Origin of the sequence: Nocardioides pocheonensis (assembly GCF_003725535.1) — a bacterium.
Lineage (GTDB): Bacteria > Actinomycetota > Actinomycetes > Propionibacteriales > Nocardioidaceae > Marmoricola > Marmoricola pocheonensis.
On sequence record NZ_RJSF01000046.1, the window covers coordinates 173,320 to 191,987 of the forward strand.

The window sequence follows — 18,668 nt, forward strand, 5'->3', positions numbered from 1 at the left end:
GCGCTGATCTTTTTGCGCGCACATTGCTCATCTCTCCGGATGGCGAGGAAGGAGTACCTCGAGTCGCCTCGCAGTGGATCTACACGAACATCGGGGTCCGGCACTCGTACCTTGCGAAGGGCATCCATGACCGGGCCGCCCAGATGTGGCCATGAGCCCTCGAGCGCTGTCGCCGCGTCGTGCTCACTGGCGCCAAGTGGATCAGCGATCACACGCCTGTCAGGGCAAGCGCAGACGTCTCGGATGACCTTGTTGCCGATGGCGTCGAAGGTTTTGGTCGGCGGCCTCGGCGTGGCGGCATCGAGGCAAGGCGTCAGCATGCGTCCTAGGTGCGTCGCCATAGCGCTGGCTCCGAGCAGCGCCGAACCTACGGTCCAGCGCACCGGAATGGACACGCCGGCTGCGGCGACAACGGACGAGGCTGCTGGCAACTCTGATCGCCCAGGCCGAACAATTTGCTCGTCAGACGTCAGTCACTCTCACTCCGGAATGCGCCTTGTACCGACGGTTGACGCTGATCAGGTTCGCCGTCAAGGCCTCGACCTGATGAGCATTCCGCAACCGGCCGCCGTACACGCCGCGAACGCCGGGGACCGTGTCAGCCAATGCCTGCACCATGTCGGTGGCCGCACGGTCATCTCCCAGCACCAACACATCAGTGTCCACTGAGTTCACGTCCGGGTCGTTGAGCAGCGCCGCGCTGACGTTATGAAAAGCGCCGACCACCGTGGATTCGGTGAGTATCACTGCGGCTTGCTCGGTCGCCGAGCCCTCCTCCACTCTGAGGGCGAACGCTCCATGCCGGTCGAACCCGAGCGGGTTGACGCAATCGACCACGACCTTGCCACCGAGTTGCCCTTTGAGCTGGCCCAGAAGGTCCGCGTGACCTTCCCACGGCACCACGATCAGCACGACATCTGCAGCTTTCGCCGCCTGGGCGTTCGAGGCACCTGACACTTCAGCCCCTGTCGCCTCGGAGATCTCTGCGGCCACCTGTTCCGCGTTCTTCGCCACCCGGCTCCCGATGACGACCGAGAGACCAGCAGCCGCGAAACGACGTGCCAAGCCCCGCCCCTGTGGTCCGGTTCCCCCAAGGACCGCGAAGGTCATTTCAGCCAAACTCGAGTCAGTCATGTGTACAAGCTCCATGAAGCGCAGTTAGCGTCCAGCGGTCGCGCCGTTCGGCCGCACCGCCGAGTTGCGGGTGCTTGGGTCACCTAAGATCTGCCGGCACGGACACGCTCAGCGGCCGCGTAAATCCCCACAGCGACGAATAGGACAAGGCCGTACAAGGTCTGCTTCGCCGCATCCGGGAGGTTGAGCAGGGGCGTGACGTTGTCGATGAGCGACAGGAAGATCGCGCCGAGCACGGCTCCGACGAATGATCCACGACCCCCGCTGAGGACGGCGCCGCCGAGAAAGACGGCGGTAAAGCAGGGCAAGGCATAGCCCAAGCCCACGTCGTTGGTCCCGATGCCGGTCAGGGAAGCGAGAAACACGCCGGCCACGACTGCACCGAAGGCGCAGACGACCAGGCCCATCGAGCAGATCAGCGCGACCCGTCGACCAACCCGGTTGCTAGCTTGAGGATCGAAACCGATCGCGCGATGCGCGAGACCACCATGCGAGCGGTACATCCAAAGTTCTAGCGCGACCGCGATGGCGATGAGAACGAGGAACGGAAACGGGATGAAACCGACGCCCCAGCTGAAGGACTCCCCAAGGTCCGGCGCGATAAGACCGCCGGGTTCAGGTCGAAGGATGATTGCGATTCCCTGAATGATTCCCGTGGTCGCGATTGTGGCCACGATCGGGTTGACCTTGAGCACCCCGATGAGGAAGGCGTTGAACCCGCCCACGGCCAACCCACCCAGGATCAAGACGGGGATCGCCAGAGCTAGTGACCCCTGACTGACGTCGGGGAGCGTGAGAGACAGAAGCACCACCGTTAAGCTCATTGTCGCGCCAACGGAGATGTCGAGTCCGCCGGTGAGCATTGTGAACTGCTGGCCTAGGGCTACGAAGGCGAGCGGCAGGCTGAGTAGCAAGAGGTTCGCGAGGTTGGGGCCTGTCCAGAAGACAGGTGACTGGGTACCCGTGTAGATCGCGAGCAGGGTACACAGGAGCAGTAGCACCAGTATCGAGATCTGAGACGACCCTCTGCTGAGCAGTCTCGTAAGGGCCGATGGATGATTCGACGCCGCGGTGCTCTGCTCCGCCAGGCCAGCAGCACTCACGAAGCTGCGGACGATCTCGTTCTCTGAGGTTGGTCCGACGATCTCGCGCGTAACCTTCCCGCGGGACATGACGTACACCCGGTCACACAGACCAGCGAGCTCCGATGAGTCTGATGAGTTCACCAACACGGCCGTGCCATCTTCCGCGGCGTCCGCCAACATGCGGTAGATGTCCATGCGCGCCTTGGCATCGACACCTTGAGTGGGCTCGTCGACGACAAGCACCTTCGGTTGACGCAGTGCTGGTCGCGCCAGTACCACTTTCTGCTGATTACCGCCCGAGAGTGCACTGATCGGTTGGAAGGGCGAGGCGGTGACAATCCCAAACTGCTTCGCTGACCGTCGGAACATCGCGCGCAGGCGACCAAAGACGGCCAATCCGAACGGGCCGCCGGCGGAGCCGGCATGGAGTGTCAGGTTATCCATCACAGACAGCGGGAGGTACACCGACTCCGCAGCGCGGTCGCCGCTCTGGAAACTGATGCCAGCTGTCGTGGCCGCGACAGGGTTGCGTCGGGTGATCCTCTTGGCGTCCACCTCGATATCGCCACCCGTGCGGCCCATGCCGATAAGTCCACGGAGCAGGGCACGCTGCCCATTGCCCTCGGCACCCGCAAGTCCGACGATCTCTCGCGCGCGTACGGATAGGGAGATTGGCCCGTAGCCCGGTCCGGTTAGGTCTCGAACGACGAGCCGCTCTGTCTCCGACGAAGGGCGCTGCCGACTCGGGAACTCCAGCTCGGTGGGCGCTCCGACCATGAGCTCGACAATGTCGTCAACGTTCCACCCGTCCGACGTGTACGTGCCTTGTAGGACGCCGTCGCGAATCACAGACAGTCGGTCCGCAATGCGGCGCACCTCCTCCAGCCGATGGCTGACGTAGACGATGGCAGTTCCAGCGCTGCGCGCTTGTTTGATGAGTTCTTCGAGATGCGCCGCGAGATGCATGTCCAATGCGGCGGTGGGCTCGTCGAGCAGCAGGACCCTCGGCTCGTGACACATCGCTCGCGCGACCTCGAGGAGCTGACGAGCGCCCGGGCCGAGCGCGGAGACTGAGTCGGTGGTCTTGAAGGGCAGTTCGTAACGGTCAAGGATCTCGCTGAGATCCATTGGCCGCGGCTGCCCGATCGCGTCGAAGGACAGCGCCAGATTGTCAGCGACCGTTAGTTCGGCGACGAGCGAAGTGTCCTGGTACGCCGTCATCAGCCCGAGCCGACGGGCCTCCCTGGTACCACCGCGCGAGAACGGCTTCTCAGCGATGTAGACCTCACCGGCGTCAGGGGTCAGCACGCCGGCAGCGATCTTGATCAGGGTCGACTTCCCCGAGCCGTTCTCCCCAACCAAGGCGTGTACCTCGCCGGGCCTGCAGTCGAACGTCACGTTGTCGAGCGCCTTCACGCCCGGAAACGTCTTGGAGATACCGGTCAGCAGGACTGCCGTCTCGTCGGACCGATAAGGTGCCGCATCAGTCTCGTTCAACACAACATTGCTCGTTCCGTCCATCACGGCCTTCACTCGGTTGATCTGTCATCACAAGAATCGAAGCATTGGGTTGGGTTCCGTGATGCCACGGAACCCAACCCGTAGTCGCCCGTTGCGCTCACCCTGCTGACAAGGACTCCACTGCCAACTCAGGATCAAGCAGGGTGGTGAAGGAGACGTTCCCCGGGATCCCCGGTTCCGCCAGCTTCTGGATATCGTCAAAAGACTCCGTCGGCACCGGCGCGAGCAGGTTGTTCGGAACGTCGAGGCCCAGCTTGTTCATCACGCCCGCCGTGACGGCCGTCCGGACATACCACAGGTGGCCGTTGCCCGCAAAAGCCTTCACGTCCTTACCCTCGCCCGTCCACTTCTTGTAGGCCTCGATCGACGAGTACAGAGCGGCGTCTGTGGCGACAATCGGAGGCGTCTCACCCTTGTCGATGTACGGCTTGACGAACTCCTCGTAGAATCCGTCCAACAGAATCCCGGTCGGGTTCTTCCCACTCGCGAGCAGCCCGTTAGCGGCCTGCGCCACGCCCTGAGGCGTCCACTTGGTGTAGCCCGAAAAGACCTTCTTCCAGCCGGCGGCGTCAAACTCCTTCTCGGCACACGGCTGCCACAGCGGCGCGATCGAGTTGCCAGGAACGCCGGTGTAAAGGGCGTAGGTCTTGGGTCGCGGCCCCGCGTTATCGATCACCTGCTTGGCGGCGGTCGTACCCCAATTGCAGAGGTCGTAAGGGAACTGGGCGGTCACCTCGGCGCCCACCGCCTTGGGAAGCGGCGAGTTGGCAGTCACGAAGGCGATTCCCGCCGCCTTGGCTTGCTTCACCGCGGGGAGGATCGCTCCACCGAACACCGGATCCTCGACGATGATGTCGACCTTCTGGGCAATCAAGCTCCGGAGGTTGGCAAGAACCTGTGCGATGTCGCCACTTTCGGCACTTGTGTAGATCACCTTCCGGACCTGAGGGTAGGAAATCGCTTGAAGCGTTCCTTCTGCCCGCCGAATGCTCCAGTAAGGGGCATTGGTGAAATCTGCGTTGATGGCGACGGTCAGCGTCCCTCGGCCCGTGTCGCACTCGCGCTGGCTGAGGCACTTCTTGAGCAGAGCCTTCTGCTCGTCGGTGACGGGCATCGAGGCTACGGCCAAGGAGTCCGCAACCACGGGATCCATGTCAGAGGTGGACACCGGGGCAAGCATCGCCTTCTCGATCGTTGCCTGCAGTTGGCCATGGTCGACCGAAGCGGCCGTCGGGATGTCCTTGGACTTGCCCTTCGATGAACCCGCGCCGTCGCTGTTGCTTTCCGTCGTGTTCGAGCACGCAGTGAGCACTACGGCGAGCAACGTCGCCATAAACAACGGCCATTTCTTCGCTAGTGCGAACCGAAGGTTCGGCCACCGACTGGTCATCTTGTCTCCTTCATTTTGGCTGGCTGGGTCGATGACTCCAGGCCCTCTAGTTGGTCGCTACCGGCGACTTGGCGGAAACTGCGAGTGCTCCAGCGCAACCCCGAGAGTGCGTACTGGCCGAGAGTGATGGCGGAGATGGCAACCACAAGTGCGACACCTTGCGCCACAACTCGTGGACCAGCGGCTAGTCCATGGATCGTCAGGGCTTGATCGAGCAGCTGAAGGAACACACACGCGCCCACGACACTGGCGACGCTGGCCGGACCGCCACTAAACGCCGTCCCCGCGATGGCAACTGCTGTGATCGTCGCCAGTTGGTAAGGCGCTCCAATGGATGTATCGGGGGATCCCACGATCCCCGCGACGAGAACCCCAGCGATCCCGTACAGCAGGCCAGCGGCCGCGAACGCAGTGAACTCGATGCGTACGACTCGAACGCCCTGGAATCGTGCTGCTCGCCTGTTCGTCCCAATCGCAGCGAGTTGACGTCCCCCGCGAGTGCGCGAGAGAACCAGCGCGAGTAGGCCAGCCACGACCAGCGCGACGAGGAACGACGCGCTCAAGTTGAGAACCGACCGGTTAGCCAGGGTCTGCAGTGCCTCAGGAGCCCTGCCCGTGAGCGAAAACGAGACTCCGGTCCACCACGCCATGGCGCCCGTGACGATGCCGAGGGTGGCGAGGGTGGTGATGATCGAATTCAGGCCCAAGCGGGTGATGAACACCCAGTTCCCGAGACTGATGACGACGGCAACTGCGAGAGCCAGAAGTACGATCGGCGGAAGACTCGCGCCCGGTGTTCCGAAGTGCACCACAATGCCAGCGGACGCCATGATGATGGCGGGCACCGATAGGTCGATTGCACCCAGCATCACGATGAGCATCTGACCCATGGAGGCCAAGGCCAGCACGCCGGCGAGTGAGGTCACGACTTTGATGCCGTTCGGGTTGAAGGTGACCGGCACCACGATGGCCACGATCACTGCGAGCAGGACCAAGGCTCCCCAGCACGCCAGGTAGCGGGCGGGGAAGCGGTACTTCAGGTCTGTCACGAGACTGGTCACGCATTCACTCCACGGTGAGGAGTCGGTCGGCGCATGGATGTATTCACCGCTGCAACTCATACGATAATCCGTACACGCGTACGCTATGGCGATCGTCCGTCGGGTGTCAACAGTCACATCGCGCAAAGTCTCGGGCGCCGGTCTCCGCCCTCGCACAAGTTCCTATCGCAGGATTGAGGATGGAACGGCCAGCCACCACACGCTTGGCAAGACCGGGTCGCGTTGCATTCTCCGGCTGCCAGAAGAACCGAACCCCCAAGCCGCTTTGGGACAGTCCCCCCGCCCCTCACTCAGAACAGTTCGCGGACTTACGCAGGCATTACGCGTGGCACAAATCAGCGGAGGCTCGGCCCTCGAACAGGTAGCGACCACCTCTGGGCAACCAGCCGCTCGCGCGACAAGCCCATGCACGGCGCTGGCGCGCGGCGTGGGCCTCTTGCCAGCCCGGACACGCGGAACGGAATCAAAAGAGACTCAAGGCCTGCTCCGCGTCAGCGCTGCCAGAAGGGAGTGCCATGCGGCGCATCGCATGGCAGGCTGTTGGAACCGCCCGCTGGGCCAATCAGGCCAGCGACGGCTCCTGGTAAGGAGCCGTGCGCTGGTCGAGCCCCCTACTCCGAAGAAAGTCGCTGACTACCCCCGCGACTTCGGCATTGTTCAAGTCAGACATGGGGAAGTGTGTGTTGCCCTTCACCCCCACGTCGGGAAGTTCCAGATACGTGGCGTCACCGCCTCGCTTGTTGATCGCGTCGACGAACTGTCGGCCACGCTCGCGCTCGAGCCGCCACAGCTCGATACCGAAGTCGGCGTTCGGGTCAGGCTCGTCTGCGATGTTGTCGCCCATCAGAATCAGGATCGGTATCTTGGTCAGTTCCTGAAACCTCTCGCCCGGAACCAGCTGTGGCTCCAGGAAGGGAAGTAGGAACTCGTTCGCAGTTGAGACTGGCGGCGGAACGTCGTCGTCCGGGAACGCATACTGGCCCGGCTCGATAGAAACGATCGCCTTGACGGACTCCGAGCGCTTCATTCCTGTGACCCACCCGTACTGCCCACTAAACGAGTGCGTCATCAGGATGCTGGGCCCGGCAGTATCGAGCAGGTCAACCATGCCCTCTGCCATGAACTCCCGGTGCTGTGCGTTGAGCGGCTCCGGACCGGTGTTTGGAGTCTGTTGCGCCATGAACTGACGTACAGAACGTGGGTCCCGCGGAAACGCGATACCCGCAAAGAAATCCGGAGACCCCGGAGGATGCCACGACCCGAGTCGCTGGGTGCCCCAGAAAGTCGCCTCGCTGTCCTGCGATGGCAGGGGCGGTAACTCCTCTTGCGAAGACGGGAAGCTCGACACGCGCCCGCCGCGACCGCGCCTCGGCTGGTCGACGATGAACACGGGCCAACCTTGACGCGTGAAGATCTGCCAGAAGCCTTCACGTCCGTCTGGGGTCGACTCCCATGTCTTGCCCGACTGTCCCATGCCGTGCCACATGATCAGTGGGAACTCGCAGGCCTCCATCGGAACGAAGTACTGGGCGTACCCGTGATCACAGTGACACGTTTCGCCTGCTTCATTCTGGACGACCCTGCCTCCGTAGAAGAGGCTCCCCATGGCGCGGAGAGTGATCGGCTGCTCATGTGGTGCACCGATGGTCACTGGAGTCCTCCTCGAACCAACGATTCGTCATTTCGAATCGATTGTCTGATGTACGAATGGACTCCGACGCTAGGCGTGTAGATCCAGCCTGTCAATGGGTGGACGACTATCGACGGTCACGCGCGTCTGCCCCGGAATTCGCGCGGTTGACCCGGAACGCTGCTAATCGGTATTCTGACGATCTATCCTTATATACGAACGCGCCACTGGTCTTCGACCGGTCCATGTCGGAGCAGGTAAGCCACCAATCTAAGAAGCCGCCGGCCTCATCGGGCCGGCCTGCTGACACCAAGGGCGGAGCAGATGACTCAAACCGACCGACCGAAGCCAACTGCTGCTCGTGAGCTAATCGGCGACTTTGCGCCTCGACTCGTCGAACTGACGGATGGAACCCTGTACGACGAAGTGTGGAACCGGGAGGTGCTGAGTCGTCGCGAGCGCAGTTTCATCACGGTTGCGGCGCTCGTGGCCGCGGGGAACTTCGAGCAGCTGCCTTGGCATCTTCGGTATGCGGTGGAGAATGGCATCAGCCAGCAGGAGATCAGTGAGGCCATCATGCACCTCGCCTTCTACGCCAGCTGGCCAAAGGCGATGTCTGCGATCAACGCGGCCAAGACAGTCTTTGCGGACGCCTTCCCGGCCGACGTCGTGGACTGAGGCGCTGAACGCCCCGCCCGTTCTGGCTTTCTGGCGCTCACCGGATCGCCAGACGCCCGGCCGAACCCCTGAGGCTTGCGCGGACGTGGCAGTTGCTTCCCGGCGATATTCCCACCACGTCGATGCGCTTGGCTCTTTTGGTGAGCCGCTCGATCGGGTCGGTCGATCGACGATTTCTTGCGCCAGTGCGCGTGCGGGAAAGTTGATCCTCTTTGGCGAGTTCCTTGGCGGGTTCTCACAGAGCTCACGCATTGGACTCTCCGACGTGGTGGACCGACACGAACCGGTAACCAATCAGACCCAGAGTTACATGACTCCAGTGGACGCCCCCACTACGGGCGCGGGGGCCGCCACAAGCCGGATGAGTTGACCAACATCCGCGCACCCCTCCAGCTCTCGGATGCCCGACTTGAGCTGACGAAGGTCCCTGGAACTGGGAGGCGCAGCGGCCACGGCCGCGCAATTGGCGAACTTCGCCTCTAAGGCGTCCCATGTGAGCGGGGCAGATGCACTGCCGGGGACGCGGTCTCCAACGGCCTCGACACTTCGTCCGTCTTCGGTGAGGATCCTGACGCGGCCCAGAGGGAGCTCGGTGTGCCAGTTCAGTGCGGGGTCGGGAATCGGAACCACTTTTGCCGCGGTACGGAGCACGTCCTCGTTCCGAAGAGCGTCCTCGGTGAAGTCGGACACGTCGATGCCCCCCCGCACTGCGGCCACGGCTACAAGGTAGGGCAGGCTGTACTGCGCGTCGGCTCGACTTTTCGGCGCTCGGCGGGCTTCCAGTGGCCTACAGGTCAGCTCGTGATAGTCGCCGACGTAGAGCCGGATCTCTTTAATCTGCGCGCCGGTGAGGCCGTGGTTCGCAACTAGGTCGATCGTTGCCTTTATGTGGCTGTGCGAGGTGCCGACGCACGGCCACGCCTTGTACTCCGTATCTGCGCCCCTGAAGTCTTCTCCCAACCCTTCGAGCATGGCGGCGCGGTCGAACTGGCCCTGGAAGTAGCTCGCGAACACGCCGTAGTCACCCTCGAACAACTGAGGAATCCCGGTGACACCCCGTTGCGCTAGGAGAACAGCTTCCACCGCACCTCTGGCAGAGAATCCTGCATACATCCCGTGCAGATCACTGCTGGTCCCGGCAATCATCTCGGTCATGCCGGCCGAGTGCATGCTGGCGATGCCTAGCGCATGGGCCACCTGCTCCGAGGGCAGGCCCAGCACCCGTCCGGCTGCCGCCGTCGCGGCATAGACCCCAAAGACCGTGGACAGATTCCACTCTCTGCGCCAGTCGATATTGCGTCGAAGCCGGGTGAACAGGTCTTGGCCGACTGCGACAGCGGTGATCACGTCCCGCCCGTGCACGTTGCCCGCCCGCTCGGCGACTGCCAGCACGGCGGGCACAATGGAACTGCTGCAGTGGTGGCCCCACGGTGTGAGGTCATCAAAGTCCAGGCAATGCGCCATGGCTCCATTGGCAAAGGCCGACGCCGCAGCCGGATACCGTCCGGAGCAGGAAACGATGGTGGCTTCCTCTTGACCTCCCGTCTCCCGCACTAGGTCGATCAACCCGGTGACCTCTGGCTCCATCCCACTGGCGGCGAGAATGACACCGAGCACGTCCAAGACGCTCTTCTTCGCGGCCTCAGCTGCAGCAGGCGAGAGCGCGTCGTAGCTCGCGTTCGACGCAGCCAAGGCGAAGTGATCGACGAGGTCCATATCCCGTTCAACTCCTCAGGACAACTGAGCCAACGATGCTCATCAACATGAATTCACTTTTCGCGGGAACTAACTGTGCTTGCCTCGGGAGGCGAAGGCGTCGCGCTCCAAAGATTTGTCGCGCGTCACTCGCGGACTGCAGCGAACTGCGTGGAGGACAGGGTGCAAGCGCGTTCGGAACGATTGCTCCAGGCATGACGGGTTCCGCGTTGAACGAGGGTGTCGCCGGTACGCAGGAGAGTTTCACCGTTCTCCATCACCAGCCAGATCTCGCCGTCCAGGACCGTCACCACGTCGATGGTGTCCGTCCTGTGCATCCCCGCTGCCCCGCCTTGCGCGTCGTTGCCCTGATCTCCGTAGAGCTCATGGAGGGCTGCCTCATATGCCGCAGCCTTGTCTGCGTCGATGTCCTTGTCGGCAGGGAACACCGCGAGCCGGACACAGACACCGCGCACGGGGGGCGCCATCACCCATTCGCCGCTCTCGACGGGAAAGTCCTCCACCCTGGCCGGCATCGATTCTGCGCGCCAGATCTCCATAACGACGGAGCCGGTCGGTCTTTGCACCCAGGTCGGAGTTGGGCCGTCACTTACGACTACGGAACGGCCATCGTCTCCAATGCCGGTCACGACTCTACGGGCCAGCCTTGGCTGCGGCTCCGTTGACATCTGATCTCCTCTACACCGCGACATCAGTCGATCGCTGTCCAGCAATTGGGATCGCAAGCTGGCGAAAGACTCGGCCATCTCGGCATGCGTGATTACGTACTGTCGTACGCCATTACGGCTTAAGTTAGCGCAAGAACTGACCCAAGACAAGAATCGGAATGGCCCTTCAGGGTGATGGATGGGTTCATATTATCGTATGCTCAGTCGTGATCACGAACCAGCGCGAAGGAGGTGGCTATGCCTACATCGGGAGTTCGGCTCGAAGAGGCAGGAGCGAATGTCAGGGTGCTCGTCATTGACCGGGTTGAGCGTCGGAATGCGCTCAGCATCGCCGTGAAGGACCGAATCGCGGACCTGGTCGAGGTGCTCGACAACGACCCGGGCGTCAAGGTCATTGTCGTCACCGGTGGACCCTCGGTTTTTGTCGCCGGGACCGACGTTGAGGAGATGTCACGCCTCACCCCAACTGAACACACGCTCATGGCGACGGACAGAATGTTCCGCGTTCTCCGGGCTTGTAGGACACCACTCATCGCGGCGGTGGATGGCTACGCTCTCGGCGGAGGATTCGAGCTCGCGCTGAGCTGCGACCTGATCGTGGCCGGCGCAGGGGCTAGGTTTGGTCTTCCGGAAATCAGGGTTGGTGTGATGCCAGGAGCCGGGGGGACCCAAAGGTTGGTGCGTTTACTCGGGAAGTACCAGGCCTTGCGGCTCGTCCTCACGGGTGATCACATCACCGGCACCCAGGCTCATGCCATGGGCGTCGTGTCTGACGTCACCGACGACGGTGCAGCATTGGCGCGAGCCCTGGAGCTCGCCGAAGTCATCGCAGCGATGCCCCAGCTCGCTGTCCAGGCGATCCTTGAGGTGGTCGAAGTCGGCGCTGAGGCTCCCATCGACGTGGCGCTTGTACTTGAACGACGAGCATTTCAGCTGCTCTTCGATACTGAGGATCAGAAAGAGGGCATGCGCGCTTTCCTGGAGAAGCGCTCACCCGAGTTTCAGAATCGCTGAATCGTCCGCCGTCCGGCGAATCCCTTCACCTGCCGCTTCGCAGCACGAACAGGCCGTCGACCGCCACCACACCTCGGCCTTCCTCGCGCACGAGCAGCGGATTGATCTCGGCCTCCGAGATCTCGATGCCGGTCAGGCAACCGAGCTGCGACATGGAGGAGACAACTTGGGCGAGTGCCTCCTTGTCTCCCGGCGGCAGGCCACGAAACCCCGAGAGGACCTTCAGTCCCGAAACCTCTTCGATCATGGCTCGTGCCTCGTCGAGATCGACCGGGGCCAGCCGTACAGCGAAGTCGCGATACACCTCCGCCATCACACCACCCACACCCAGCACGACGATCGGTCCGATCTGCGGGTCATGGCGGAAGCCCAGGATGACCTCGGCTAGCCCAGACTCCATCTGCTGGACCAAGATGCCTTCGATACGCGCTTCGGGCACGTTGGCCCGAACCCGCTCGATGATCGCGGACGCGGACAACCGGAGTGCCTCGGCATCAGCGATTCCCAGTTGGACTCCACCAGCATCGGTCTTGTGCAGCACGTCGGCCGAAAGAACCTTCGCCACGACAGGGAAGGTCAGTGCCACCTCGTGGTCGGGTTCGGCGATGATTTCGCTACGCGCGAACGGGATGCCGAGCGCTTCGAACACGGTGCTCGCTTCCCGCTCGTTGAGGGTGGTGCCCTCCGCCGTCTCCAGTGCGCGTGTCACCGCCGCGAGGCGATCATCGTCTGTGAGCTGTTCCTCTTTCGGCGGCGTCCAGCATGCCCACGCCCGAATGGCATCGACGCAGGACTCGGGAGTCCGGAAGCCGGCGACACCGCTCTCGTCGAGCAAGCGGAGGGACTCGACGGCGTGAGGGGCGATGAACATCGCCAATGGCTTCCCGTTGCGGTCTGCGCTAATGACCGGCTCGACCGCAATCTCGGGTTGGAATTGCGCGGAGCTGCCTGCGACCGCGAGAACAAGATCACAGTGGTCCGATGCCAGCAACTCCTCGAGAACTGGACCGTATACATCCGCGCGGGTACCGGCATGGGTCAGGTCGGTCACCCTGGCATCGCTGATGGTGATGCCCCTGGCTGCGAGGTTCTCGATGACCTTAGGAGAAGGCGGGACGACGTTGACGCCGACGGTTCCCAAACGGTCGACCACGATGCCGGCGCCACCACCGGTGGTTGACATGACCGCAACCCGATGCTGCTGCGCCGGCCTCTGAGAGACCAGCAGAGGCGGCAGCTCGAAAAGGGTCTCCAAGTTGTCCACCCTCAGAATGCCGTTGGCGCGGAAGTAGGCATCGACCACCTCGTCCGCTCCGACCATCGCACCGGTGTGTGAGGCCGCCATGTCGCGACCGAGTTCCGAACGGCCGAGCTTGTAGGCGATGATCGGCTTGCCCGCCTCGGCAGCTCGCCGAGCAGCCCGCGCCAGACGAGGAGCATCACGGATGCTCTCGATGAAGAGCAACACTGCGCCGGTCGCATCGTCGTCTACCAGGAGGTCGACGAGCTCCCCCACCCCTAGGTCGGCCTCGTTACCAATCGAGACGATCCGGGAGAAGCCGACTCCACGCCCGAGCCCGCGGGAGACGAGTCCACCGGTCATGCTTCCCGACTGCGAGATGATGGCCAACGGTCCCGGCGTCACGTCAAGCTGCTCCATGGCGGAGTTCACGGAGAGCGCGCAGGAAGGCCTCGTGCTATAGATCCCGCTGCAGTTCGGGCCGAGGAGCCGCACGCCGTGCTGGCGGGCAACATTGACCAGTTCCTCCTGCAGCCGCGCTCCCTGGGGGCCGGTCTCCGCAAAGCCGTCGGTGTAGATCGTTGCTACCGTTACCCCGCGCTTCCCGCATTCTTCGATCGCCCGCGGCACGGCGTCGACCGGCACCATGATGAATGCATGGTCGATCCGGCCAGGCGCATCAAGGATCGACGGGTAAGCCCGCTCGCCGAAGATCTCGTCGCGCCCGGGGTTGATCGGAACGATGGTGCCGCCGAATCCGTGCGACCGAAGCATGCGCTGCGGTCGAGCTGTGTTCTTCGTGGCGTCACCGGACGCCCCGACGAGGGCGATGGCCCTCGGTGCGAACAAAGCGTCAAACAGATCGCCATGCCGCTGCACGTCAGCGCCCCGGTCGCTGGGAGAAGCGGCGGCCGAAGACCGACTCCGCGATGCGGTTCTGGAGCATCTCGATGGTGCCTCCTGCGATCATCCAGCCGCGGGTACGGCGAAGGCAGTACTCGACAAGCGTTTCGTCGCTGTATCCCATTCCACCCATGACTTGCAGCGCCTCGTTGGCAACATCGAACCCCACTCGGTTGCACTTAACCTTCGCGATGGCGGTCTCCTCGGGTGAGGGGAATCCCTGGTCAGCGTTCACCGCAGCGCGGTAGAGCAGCAACTGAGCGGCATCAAGCTCGATCTTCATGTCGGCGAACTTCCACTGCAGTCCCTGGAACTCCGCCAACGGCCGCCCGAACTGGTGCCTGGTCAGCGCGTGCTCTCGGGCAAGGTCGTAGGCGTAGCGACCAAGTGCAAGCGACCGGGCACTGTTGCCGATGCGCTCGACGTTGAACCCGCTCATCTGGCTCTTGAAACCACCCGGTCCGAGCAAGACGTTCTCGGCCGGCACGTAGACATTGTCGAAGAAGAGCGGATTCCATTCCTCGCCGCCCAGGAAGTTCGCCGGCGCACCAAAGGAGAAGCCCTCTGCGCCTCGCTCGATCAGCACCGACCCAATGCCCTCGATCCCTGGCCCAAATCGCACGTAGACCAGGAATACTGACGCATGCAGGCCGTGGGTCGTGAAGATCTTTGCACCGTTGATGCGGAAGCCATCGCCGTCCGGCGTAGCCGACGTGGTGAGTTCTGTCATTGCGGAACCCGCGTCCGGCTCCGTCATCGCGACGCAGATGACGCCATTACCACGCAGCAGCGGTTCCAGATAGCGCTTCTTCTGATCGTCAGTGCCGAATTGCGCCAGCACCCGCAAGGCGCCGAAGTTGCCGGCCTGGATCACATCCGCGCTCCGGGGGCAGGCGGCGGCAATCTGCTCGATGGCAAGGACCGCGTCCATCAGCGAGCCTCCTGACCCGCCATCCGCCTCATCCACAGTGATGCCGATGAGCCCCAGCTCAGCCATCCGGCTGGCCACGTCCCACGGGTAGTCGCTGCTGTGAGCCCGCTCCAGCGCCCCCTTCGCAAGCTCGCGTCGCGCGAAGTCGCGGACTGAGTCGCTGAACGCCTTCTGCTCGGGCGTGAGGTCAAACTCCATGGAACCGTTCTCCAGTCTGTAGCTGATGGGCATGCATGTGGCCGGCGCTTCCGGACTCCGGCTGAACGGACGCGAAGTCATCGGACGCCAAGAAGTCCGCGCGCGTTGGGAACCGACGGATCGGACGCGTGCCGTCCCAGGTGGCGGCGAGCCTTTCGATCGCGGACATGTACGAGTGGCGGTAGGGCGTCATCGGCACAACGGCGACGACTACACCGACCGATGCCGGGCTCTCGTAGTAGCTGGCGTTCTTCGTGCCGTCGGCGACGTGTATGGTGCTGAGTTCCCTGAACCCAGCGCCCTCAATCGCGCGACAGGATGCGGCGTAATCCTCCGGCCAGAATTCCAGGTGCTGGACCCCTTCACGCCCGCCATCGAGAAACTCGCGGTAGGGCGACGGTGCATCGTTCGACTGGCTGATGAGCTCGAACTGGGTTTCACCTCCATACGTCAACGCGAGCGACATCTGCACGTCGCTCCGTCGTCCGCGATGCATGAACGTCCGGCCCTCCAACCCATCCTCGATGAGGATCCAGGGCCCGACCCCCAGATGCTCTGACCAGATCAGCGCGGCCTGCTCGAGGTCGTGGACGACCATGCTTACCTGCATTCGCTTGCCCAGGATGTCTGGAACGCCATTGCCGCGGGGAAGGGAGTTCATTGGTGTGCCTTTCTTGGTGATTGCAGCAAAGAGGTCTGTCAGCGGCCCGACCACTTCGGCTGGCGCCTTTCCACGAAGGCTGCTATGCCCTCGCGCATATCGGCGCTGGACATTGCCTCAGTCATCGCCCCCTCAGACAGGCGCCAACATTCGACGTCGTCAACGGTGGCGGCCGAATCGATGACCCGCTTGCTCGCACGCACAGCGACCGGTGCATTGGCGGCGATCAGCGCGGCCAGCTCCGTGGCAGCGGTCAGCGCCTCACCCGGTGCCGTCAACCTGTTCACCCAGCCGAGCTCGCTGGCTCGTGTTGCGTCGATTGGTTCCCCGGTCAGCACCATCTCCATCGCGATGTTGCGAGGCAGTCGACGCGGAAGGCGGAACAGACCACCTGCAGCGGCCACGAGCCCGCGCTTGACCTCGGGAATGCCGAACGTTGCCGCGGTCGATGCGACGACCAGGTCCGCAGCCAGACAGATCTCGGTGCCGCCGGCAAGCGCGGGGCCTTCTACCGCCACGATAATCGGCTTGGTCCGTTCTCGTGCCACGAAACCGGCGAAGCCACCCCGAACTGTGCGCAACTTGTCACGCCGGCCCGCACCGATCTCCTTCAGGTCGGCGCCAGCACAAAACACGGGAGGGGTGGCGGTCAACACACCAACCCGTAGCTCCGGATCAGCCTCGAGCCGGTCGACTGCAGCCTCGAGTCCCAAAGCCATCGCGGCGTCGACCGCGTTCCGCGCCTGCGGACGATTGAGGCTGATCGTTACGATGTGATCCCGCACCTCGAACCGGACCACGTCCTCGGCGGGCGGGGCGACCAAGGCGCCAGGGGTGTCAAACTCCGAAGCGCTCATCGCGGGGGCATTCTTATCGCGCCGTCGAGTCGGACGGTCTCGCCGTTTACGTACGAGTTCTCTAGCAGCGTCACGGCCATCGCGGCATAGTCCTCAGGTGCCCCGAGACGGCGGGGGTGCGGAACCGCGCTTGCAAGCGCCTCCCGCAAGTCGTCCCGAAGTCGCGCCAGCATGGCGGTGTCAAACGTGCCCGGCGCAATCGTGTTGACTCGGATCTGCCGGCTGGCCAGGTCTCGCGCCGCCACCAAGGTCATGCCATGGACAGCGGCCTTCGACGCCGTGTAGGCCGTTTGACCTATCTGGCCATCGAACGCAGCGATCGACGCCGTCAGCACGATGGCTCCCCGATCGCCGCCCAGTACATCGTTCGAGGCCATTCTGGCCGCCGCGAGCCGGAGCACGTTGTAGGTACCGAACAGATTGACTTCGACGACGTTGCGGAAACTATCGAAATCCCCCGGCTTCCCATCCCGGTCGACAATGCGCAGGCGGTCACCACCGCGGCCTGCGCAGTGCACGACTGCCCGGAGGGTGCCGAGCCGCTCGGCGGCGTCGAATGCCGCACCAAGCGCCAGTTCGTCGAGGATGTCCGCCGGGGCGAACACGGTGCCGTGACCGAGTGACTCTGCCGCCTCGGTTCCCGCCGAGTTGGGTAGGTCGACCAGGACGACGCGAGCACCCCGCGCAACCAAGTCGGCGGCGGTCGCGAGCCCCAGACCGGACGCACCTCCGGTCACGAGTGCCGATTGTCCGCTGAGGTTCACTCGTTGTGCCCTTTCGTAGTCTCGTGGTTCGCTCGCCCGTCCATGCTCAGGCGACGAGTTCGAGCAATGTCGCGTTCGCCGTGCCGCCCGCCTCACAGATGGCTTGGAGACCGAAACGGTGTCCCTCGGCATGCATGTGGTGGATCAGGCGAGTCATCAAGATGGCGCCTGACGCGCCAAGGGGATGCCCGACCGCGATCGCGCCGCCGAGAGGATTCAGCCGCGTGGCATCTGGCCCGATGTCGTTCAGCCACGCGAGTGGCACGGTTGCAAACGCTTCGTTCACCTCAAACGCCCCGATCTCCTCCAGCCGCACGGCGCTGCGCTCCAAGAGCTTCTTGGTTGCCGGAATCGGGGCGGTCAGCACCGACACCGGATCGGCACCTACGGCCACGCCAGAGTGAAGCCGTACCAGCGGGGTGAGTCCCAAAACTCGGGCGTTCTCCGGCGTCGTCACCATGACTGCCGCTGCCCCGTCGGAGATCTGTGACGAGTTCCCTGCGGTGACAACACCGGTGTCCTCGAAGACAGTCGCTAGTTCGGCCAGTTTTTCCATCGACGATCCCCGTCGGATGCCCTCATCGACCGTCAACCGGTCGTCGATGGGCTCTAGTTGCTCTTCGAACAGACCTGCATCCGTGGCTGCTGCTGCCTTCTCGTGCGACTCCAGGGCGAATTCGTCGAGCTGCTGACGCGACAGCTTCCAGTGCCGGGCCATCATCTCTGCTCCAGGTCCCTGCTCGAACGTCGCGTCGGGGTAGCGCTCGGACATCAATGGGCCGTACGGGAAGCCAACCGCCCGGGTCGCCCCCAGCGCAACACGGCTCATCGTCTCCACACCGCCGGCGATCACGAGGTCGTAGCGCCCAGACATGACCCCCATCGCGGCGAACTCAATCGCTTGCTGGCTCGAGCCGCAGGCTCGGTTGATCGTGACCCCGGGGATGTGCTCCGGCCATCCGGCAGCGAGGACCGCGAAACGTCCTACGTTGCCGGACTGGTCGCCCAGTTGGGTGACACATCCCCAGATCACATCGTCCACGACTTCGGGAGCCAATCCCGTTCGCTGGAGAATTCGGGTCAAGACATGGGCCGAGAGGTCGACCGGATGCAGGTTCGCAAGTGCGCCGTTGCGCCGGCCGATCGGGGTCCTGATCGCCTCGACGATCACAGCTTCACGCATGAGCTTCCCCTCCCCCGTGTGCCGGTGGGTAATG

At 63.4% G+C, this 18,668-nt stretch carries 15 protein-coding genes; 2 read left to right on the forward strand and 13 right to left on the reverse strand.

Features of this window, described 5'->3' with window-relative positions; genetic code table 11:
* Window positions 1–462: 462 nt before the first annotated feature.
* From npdG to EFL26_RS20440, 5 genes are all read right to left on the reverse strand, one after another.
* Complete coding sequence (npdG, locus tag EFL26_RS20420) at window positions 463–1,134, reverse strand: NADPH-dependent F420 reductase (protein ID WP_123224829.1); 672 nt, start codon at window positions 1,132–1,134, stop codon at window positions 463–465.
* Window positions 1,135–1,217: 83 nt separating this feature from the next.
* Complete coding sequence (locus tag EFL26_RS20425; protein WP_123224754.1) at window positions 1,218–3,752, reverse strand: ATP-binding cassette domain-containing protein; 2,535 nt, start codon at window positions 3,750–3,752, stop codon at window positions 1,218–1,220.
* 85 nt (window positions 3,753–3,837) lie between these two features.
* Window positions 3,838–5,130, reverse strand: a complete 1,293-nt coding sequence (locus EFL26_RS20430; protein ID WP_123224755.1) for a substrate-binding domain-containing protein — start codon at window positions 5,128–5,130, stop codon at window positions 3,838–3,840.
* On the reverse strand, window positions 5,127–6,191 hold the full coding sequence (locus tag EFL26_RS20435) for an ABC transporter permease (RefSeq protein ID WP_183408297.1): 1,065 nt from the start codon (window positions 6,189–6,191) through the stop codon (window positions 5,127–5,129). Before EFL26_RS20435 ends, EFL26_RS20430 begins: the two co-directional genes overlap by 4 nt.
* Window positions 6,192–6,753: 562 nt before the next feature.
* The gene (locus EFL26_RS20440; protein WP_123224757.1) at window positions 6,754–7,842 is read right to left on the reverse strand and encodes an alpha/beta hydrolase; all 1,089 of its coding nucleotides are present in this window, start codon (window positions 7,840–7,842) and stop codon (window positions 6,754–6,756) included.
* 303 nt (window positions 7,843–8,145) lie between these two features.
* Between EFL26_RS20440 and EFL26_RS20445 the strand changes: the two genes are divergently transcribed.
* Window positions 8,146–8,499 (forward strand): carboxymuconolactone decarboxylase family protein, encoded by a 354-nt coding sequence (locus EFL26_RS20445; RefSeq protein WP_123224758.1) that lies wholly within the window; start codon window positions 8,146–8,148, stop codon window positions 8,497–8,499.
* 306 nt (window positions 8,500–8,805) lie between these two features.
* Here the strand turns inward: EFL26_RS20445 and EFL26_RS20450 are convergent, their stop codons facing one another.
* Window positions 8,806–10,215: an MmgE/PrpD family protein gene (locus EFL26_RS20450; protein ID WP_123224759.1), complete on the reverse strand. Its 1,410-nt coding sequence runs from the start codon at window positions 10,213–10,215 to the stop codon at window positions 8,806–8,808.
* A gap of 125 nt (window positions 10,216–10,340) precedes the next feature.
* Window positions 10,341–10,718: a cupin domain-containing protein gene (locus EFL26_RS20455; protein ID WP_221177079.1), complete on the reverse strand. Its 378-nt coding sequence runs from the start codon at window positions 10,716–10,718 to the stop codon at window positions 10,341–10,343.
* 402 nt (window positions 10,719–11,120) lie between these two features.
* Here EFL26_RS20455 and EFL26_RS20460 point away from each other — a divergent pair, with 402 nt between their 5' ends.
* The gene (locus tag EFL26_RS20460; RefSeq protein ID WP_123224761.1) at window positions 11,121–11,897 is read left to right on the forward strand and encodes an enoyl-CoA hydratase-related protein; all 777 of its coding nucleotides are present in this window, start codon (window positions 11,121–11,123) and stop codon (window positions 11,895–11,897) included.
* Between the two features lie 25 nt (window positions 11,898–11,922).
* Here EFL26_RS20460 and EFL26_RS20465 read toward each other — a convergent pair whose 3' ends face one another.
* From EFL26_RS20465 to EFL26_RS20490, 6 genes are all read right to left on the reverse strand, one after another.
* The gene (locus EFL26_RS20465; RefSeq protein ID WP_221177080.1) at window positions 11,923–14,016 is read right to left on the reverse strand and encodes an acetate--CoA ligase family protein; all 2,094 of its coding nucleotides are present in this window, start codon (window positions 14,014–14,016) and stop codon (window positions 11,923–11,925) included.
* 1 nt (window position 14,017) lies between these two features.
* Window positions 14,018–15,169, reverse strand: a complete 1,152-nt coding sequence (locus tag EFL26_RS20470) for an acyl-CoA dehydrogenase family protein (RefSeq protein ID WP_123224762.1) — start codon at window positions 15,167–15,169, stop codon at window positions 14,018–14,020.
* A complete protein-coding gene (locus EFL26_RS20475) occupies window positions 15,159–15,884 on the reverse strand; it encodes a VOC family protein (protein ID WP_123224763.1) in 726 nt (241 codons plus the stop codon). The genes EFL26_RS20470 and EFL26_RS20475 overlap by 11 nt, the downstream gene beginning before the upstream one ends.
* Window positions 15,869–16,687 (reverse strand): crotonase/enoyl-CoA hydratase family protein, encoded by an 819-nt coding sequence (locus tag EFL26_RS20480; protein ID WP_123224764.1) that lies wholly within the window; start codon window positions 16,685–16,687, stop codon window positions 15,869–15,871. Before EFL26_RS20480 ends, EFL26_RS20475 begins: the two co-directional genes overlap by 16 nt.
* The gene (locus EFL26_RS20485; protein WP_246000308.1) at window positions 16,684–17,424 is read right to left on the reverse strand and encodes an SDR family oxidoreductase; all 741 of its coding nucleotides are present in this window, start codon (window positions 17,422–17,424) and stop codon (window positions 16,684–16,686) included. The genes EFL26_RS20480 and EFL26_RS20485 overlap by 4 nt, the downstream gene beginning before the upstream one ends.
* A gap of 73 nt (window positions 17,425–17,497) precedes the next feature.
* Window positions 17,498–18,634 (reverse strand): thiolase family protein, encoded by a 1,137-nt coding sequence (locus tag EFL26_RS20490; RefSeq protein WP_123224766.1) that lies wholly within the window; start codon window positions 18,632–18,634, stop codon window positions 17,498–17,500.
* Between the last annotated feature and the right edge of the window lie 34 nt (window positions 18,635–18,668).

Coding starts and splice junctions, on each gene's coding strand:
- npdG (WP_123224829.1), bottom strand. CDS start 1,134: ATGACTGACTCGAGTTTGGCTGAAATGACCTTCGCGGTCCTTGGGGGA.
- EFL26_RS20430 (WP_123224755.1), bottom strand. CDS start 5,130: ATGACCAGTCGGTGGCCGAACCTTCGGTTCGCACTAGCGAAGAAATGG.
- EFL26_RS20445 (WP_123224758.1), top strand. CDS start 8,146: ATGACTCAAACCGACCGACCGAAGCCAACTGCTGCTCGTGAGCTAATC.
- EFL26_RS20450 (WP_123224759.1), bottom strand. CDS start 10,215: ATGGACCTCGTCGATCACTTCGCCTTGGCTGCGTCGAACGCGAGCTAC.
- EFL26_RS20460 (WP_123224761.1), top strand. CDS start 11,121: ATGCCTACATCGGGAGTTCGGCTCGAAGAGGCAGGAGCGAATGTCAGG.
- EFL26_RS20470 (WP_123224762.1), bottom strand. CDS start 15,169: ATGGAGTTTGACCTCACGCCCGAGCAGAAGGCGTTCAGCGACTCAGTC.
- EFL26_RS20480 (WP_123224764.1), bottom strand. CDS start 16,687: ATGAGCGCTTCGGAGTTTGACACCCCTGGCGCCTTGGTCGCCCCGCCC.
- EFL26_RS20490 (WP_123224766.1), bottom strand. CDS start 18,634: ATGCGTGAAGCTGTGATCGTCGAGGCGATCAGGACCCCGATCGGCCGG.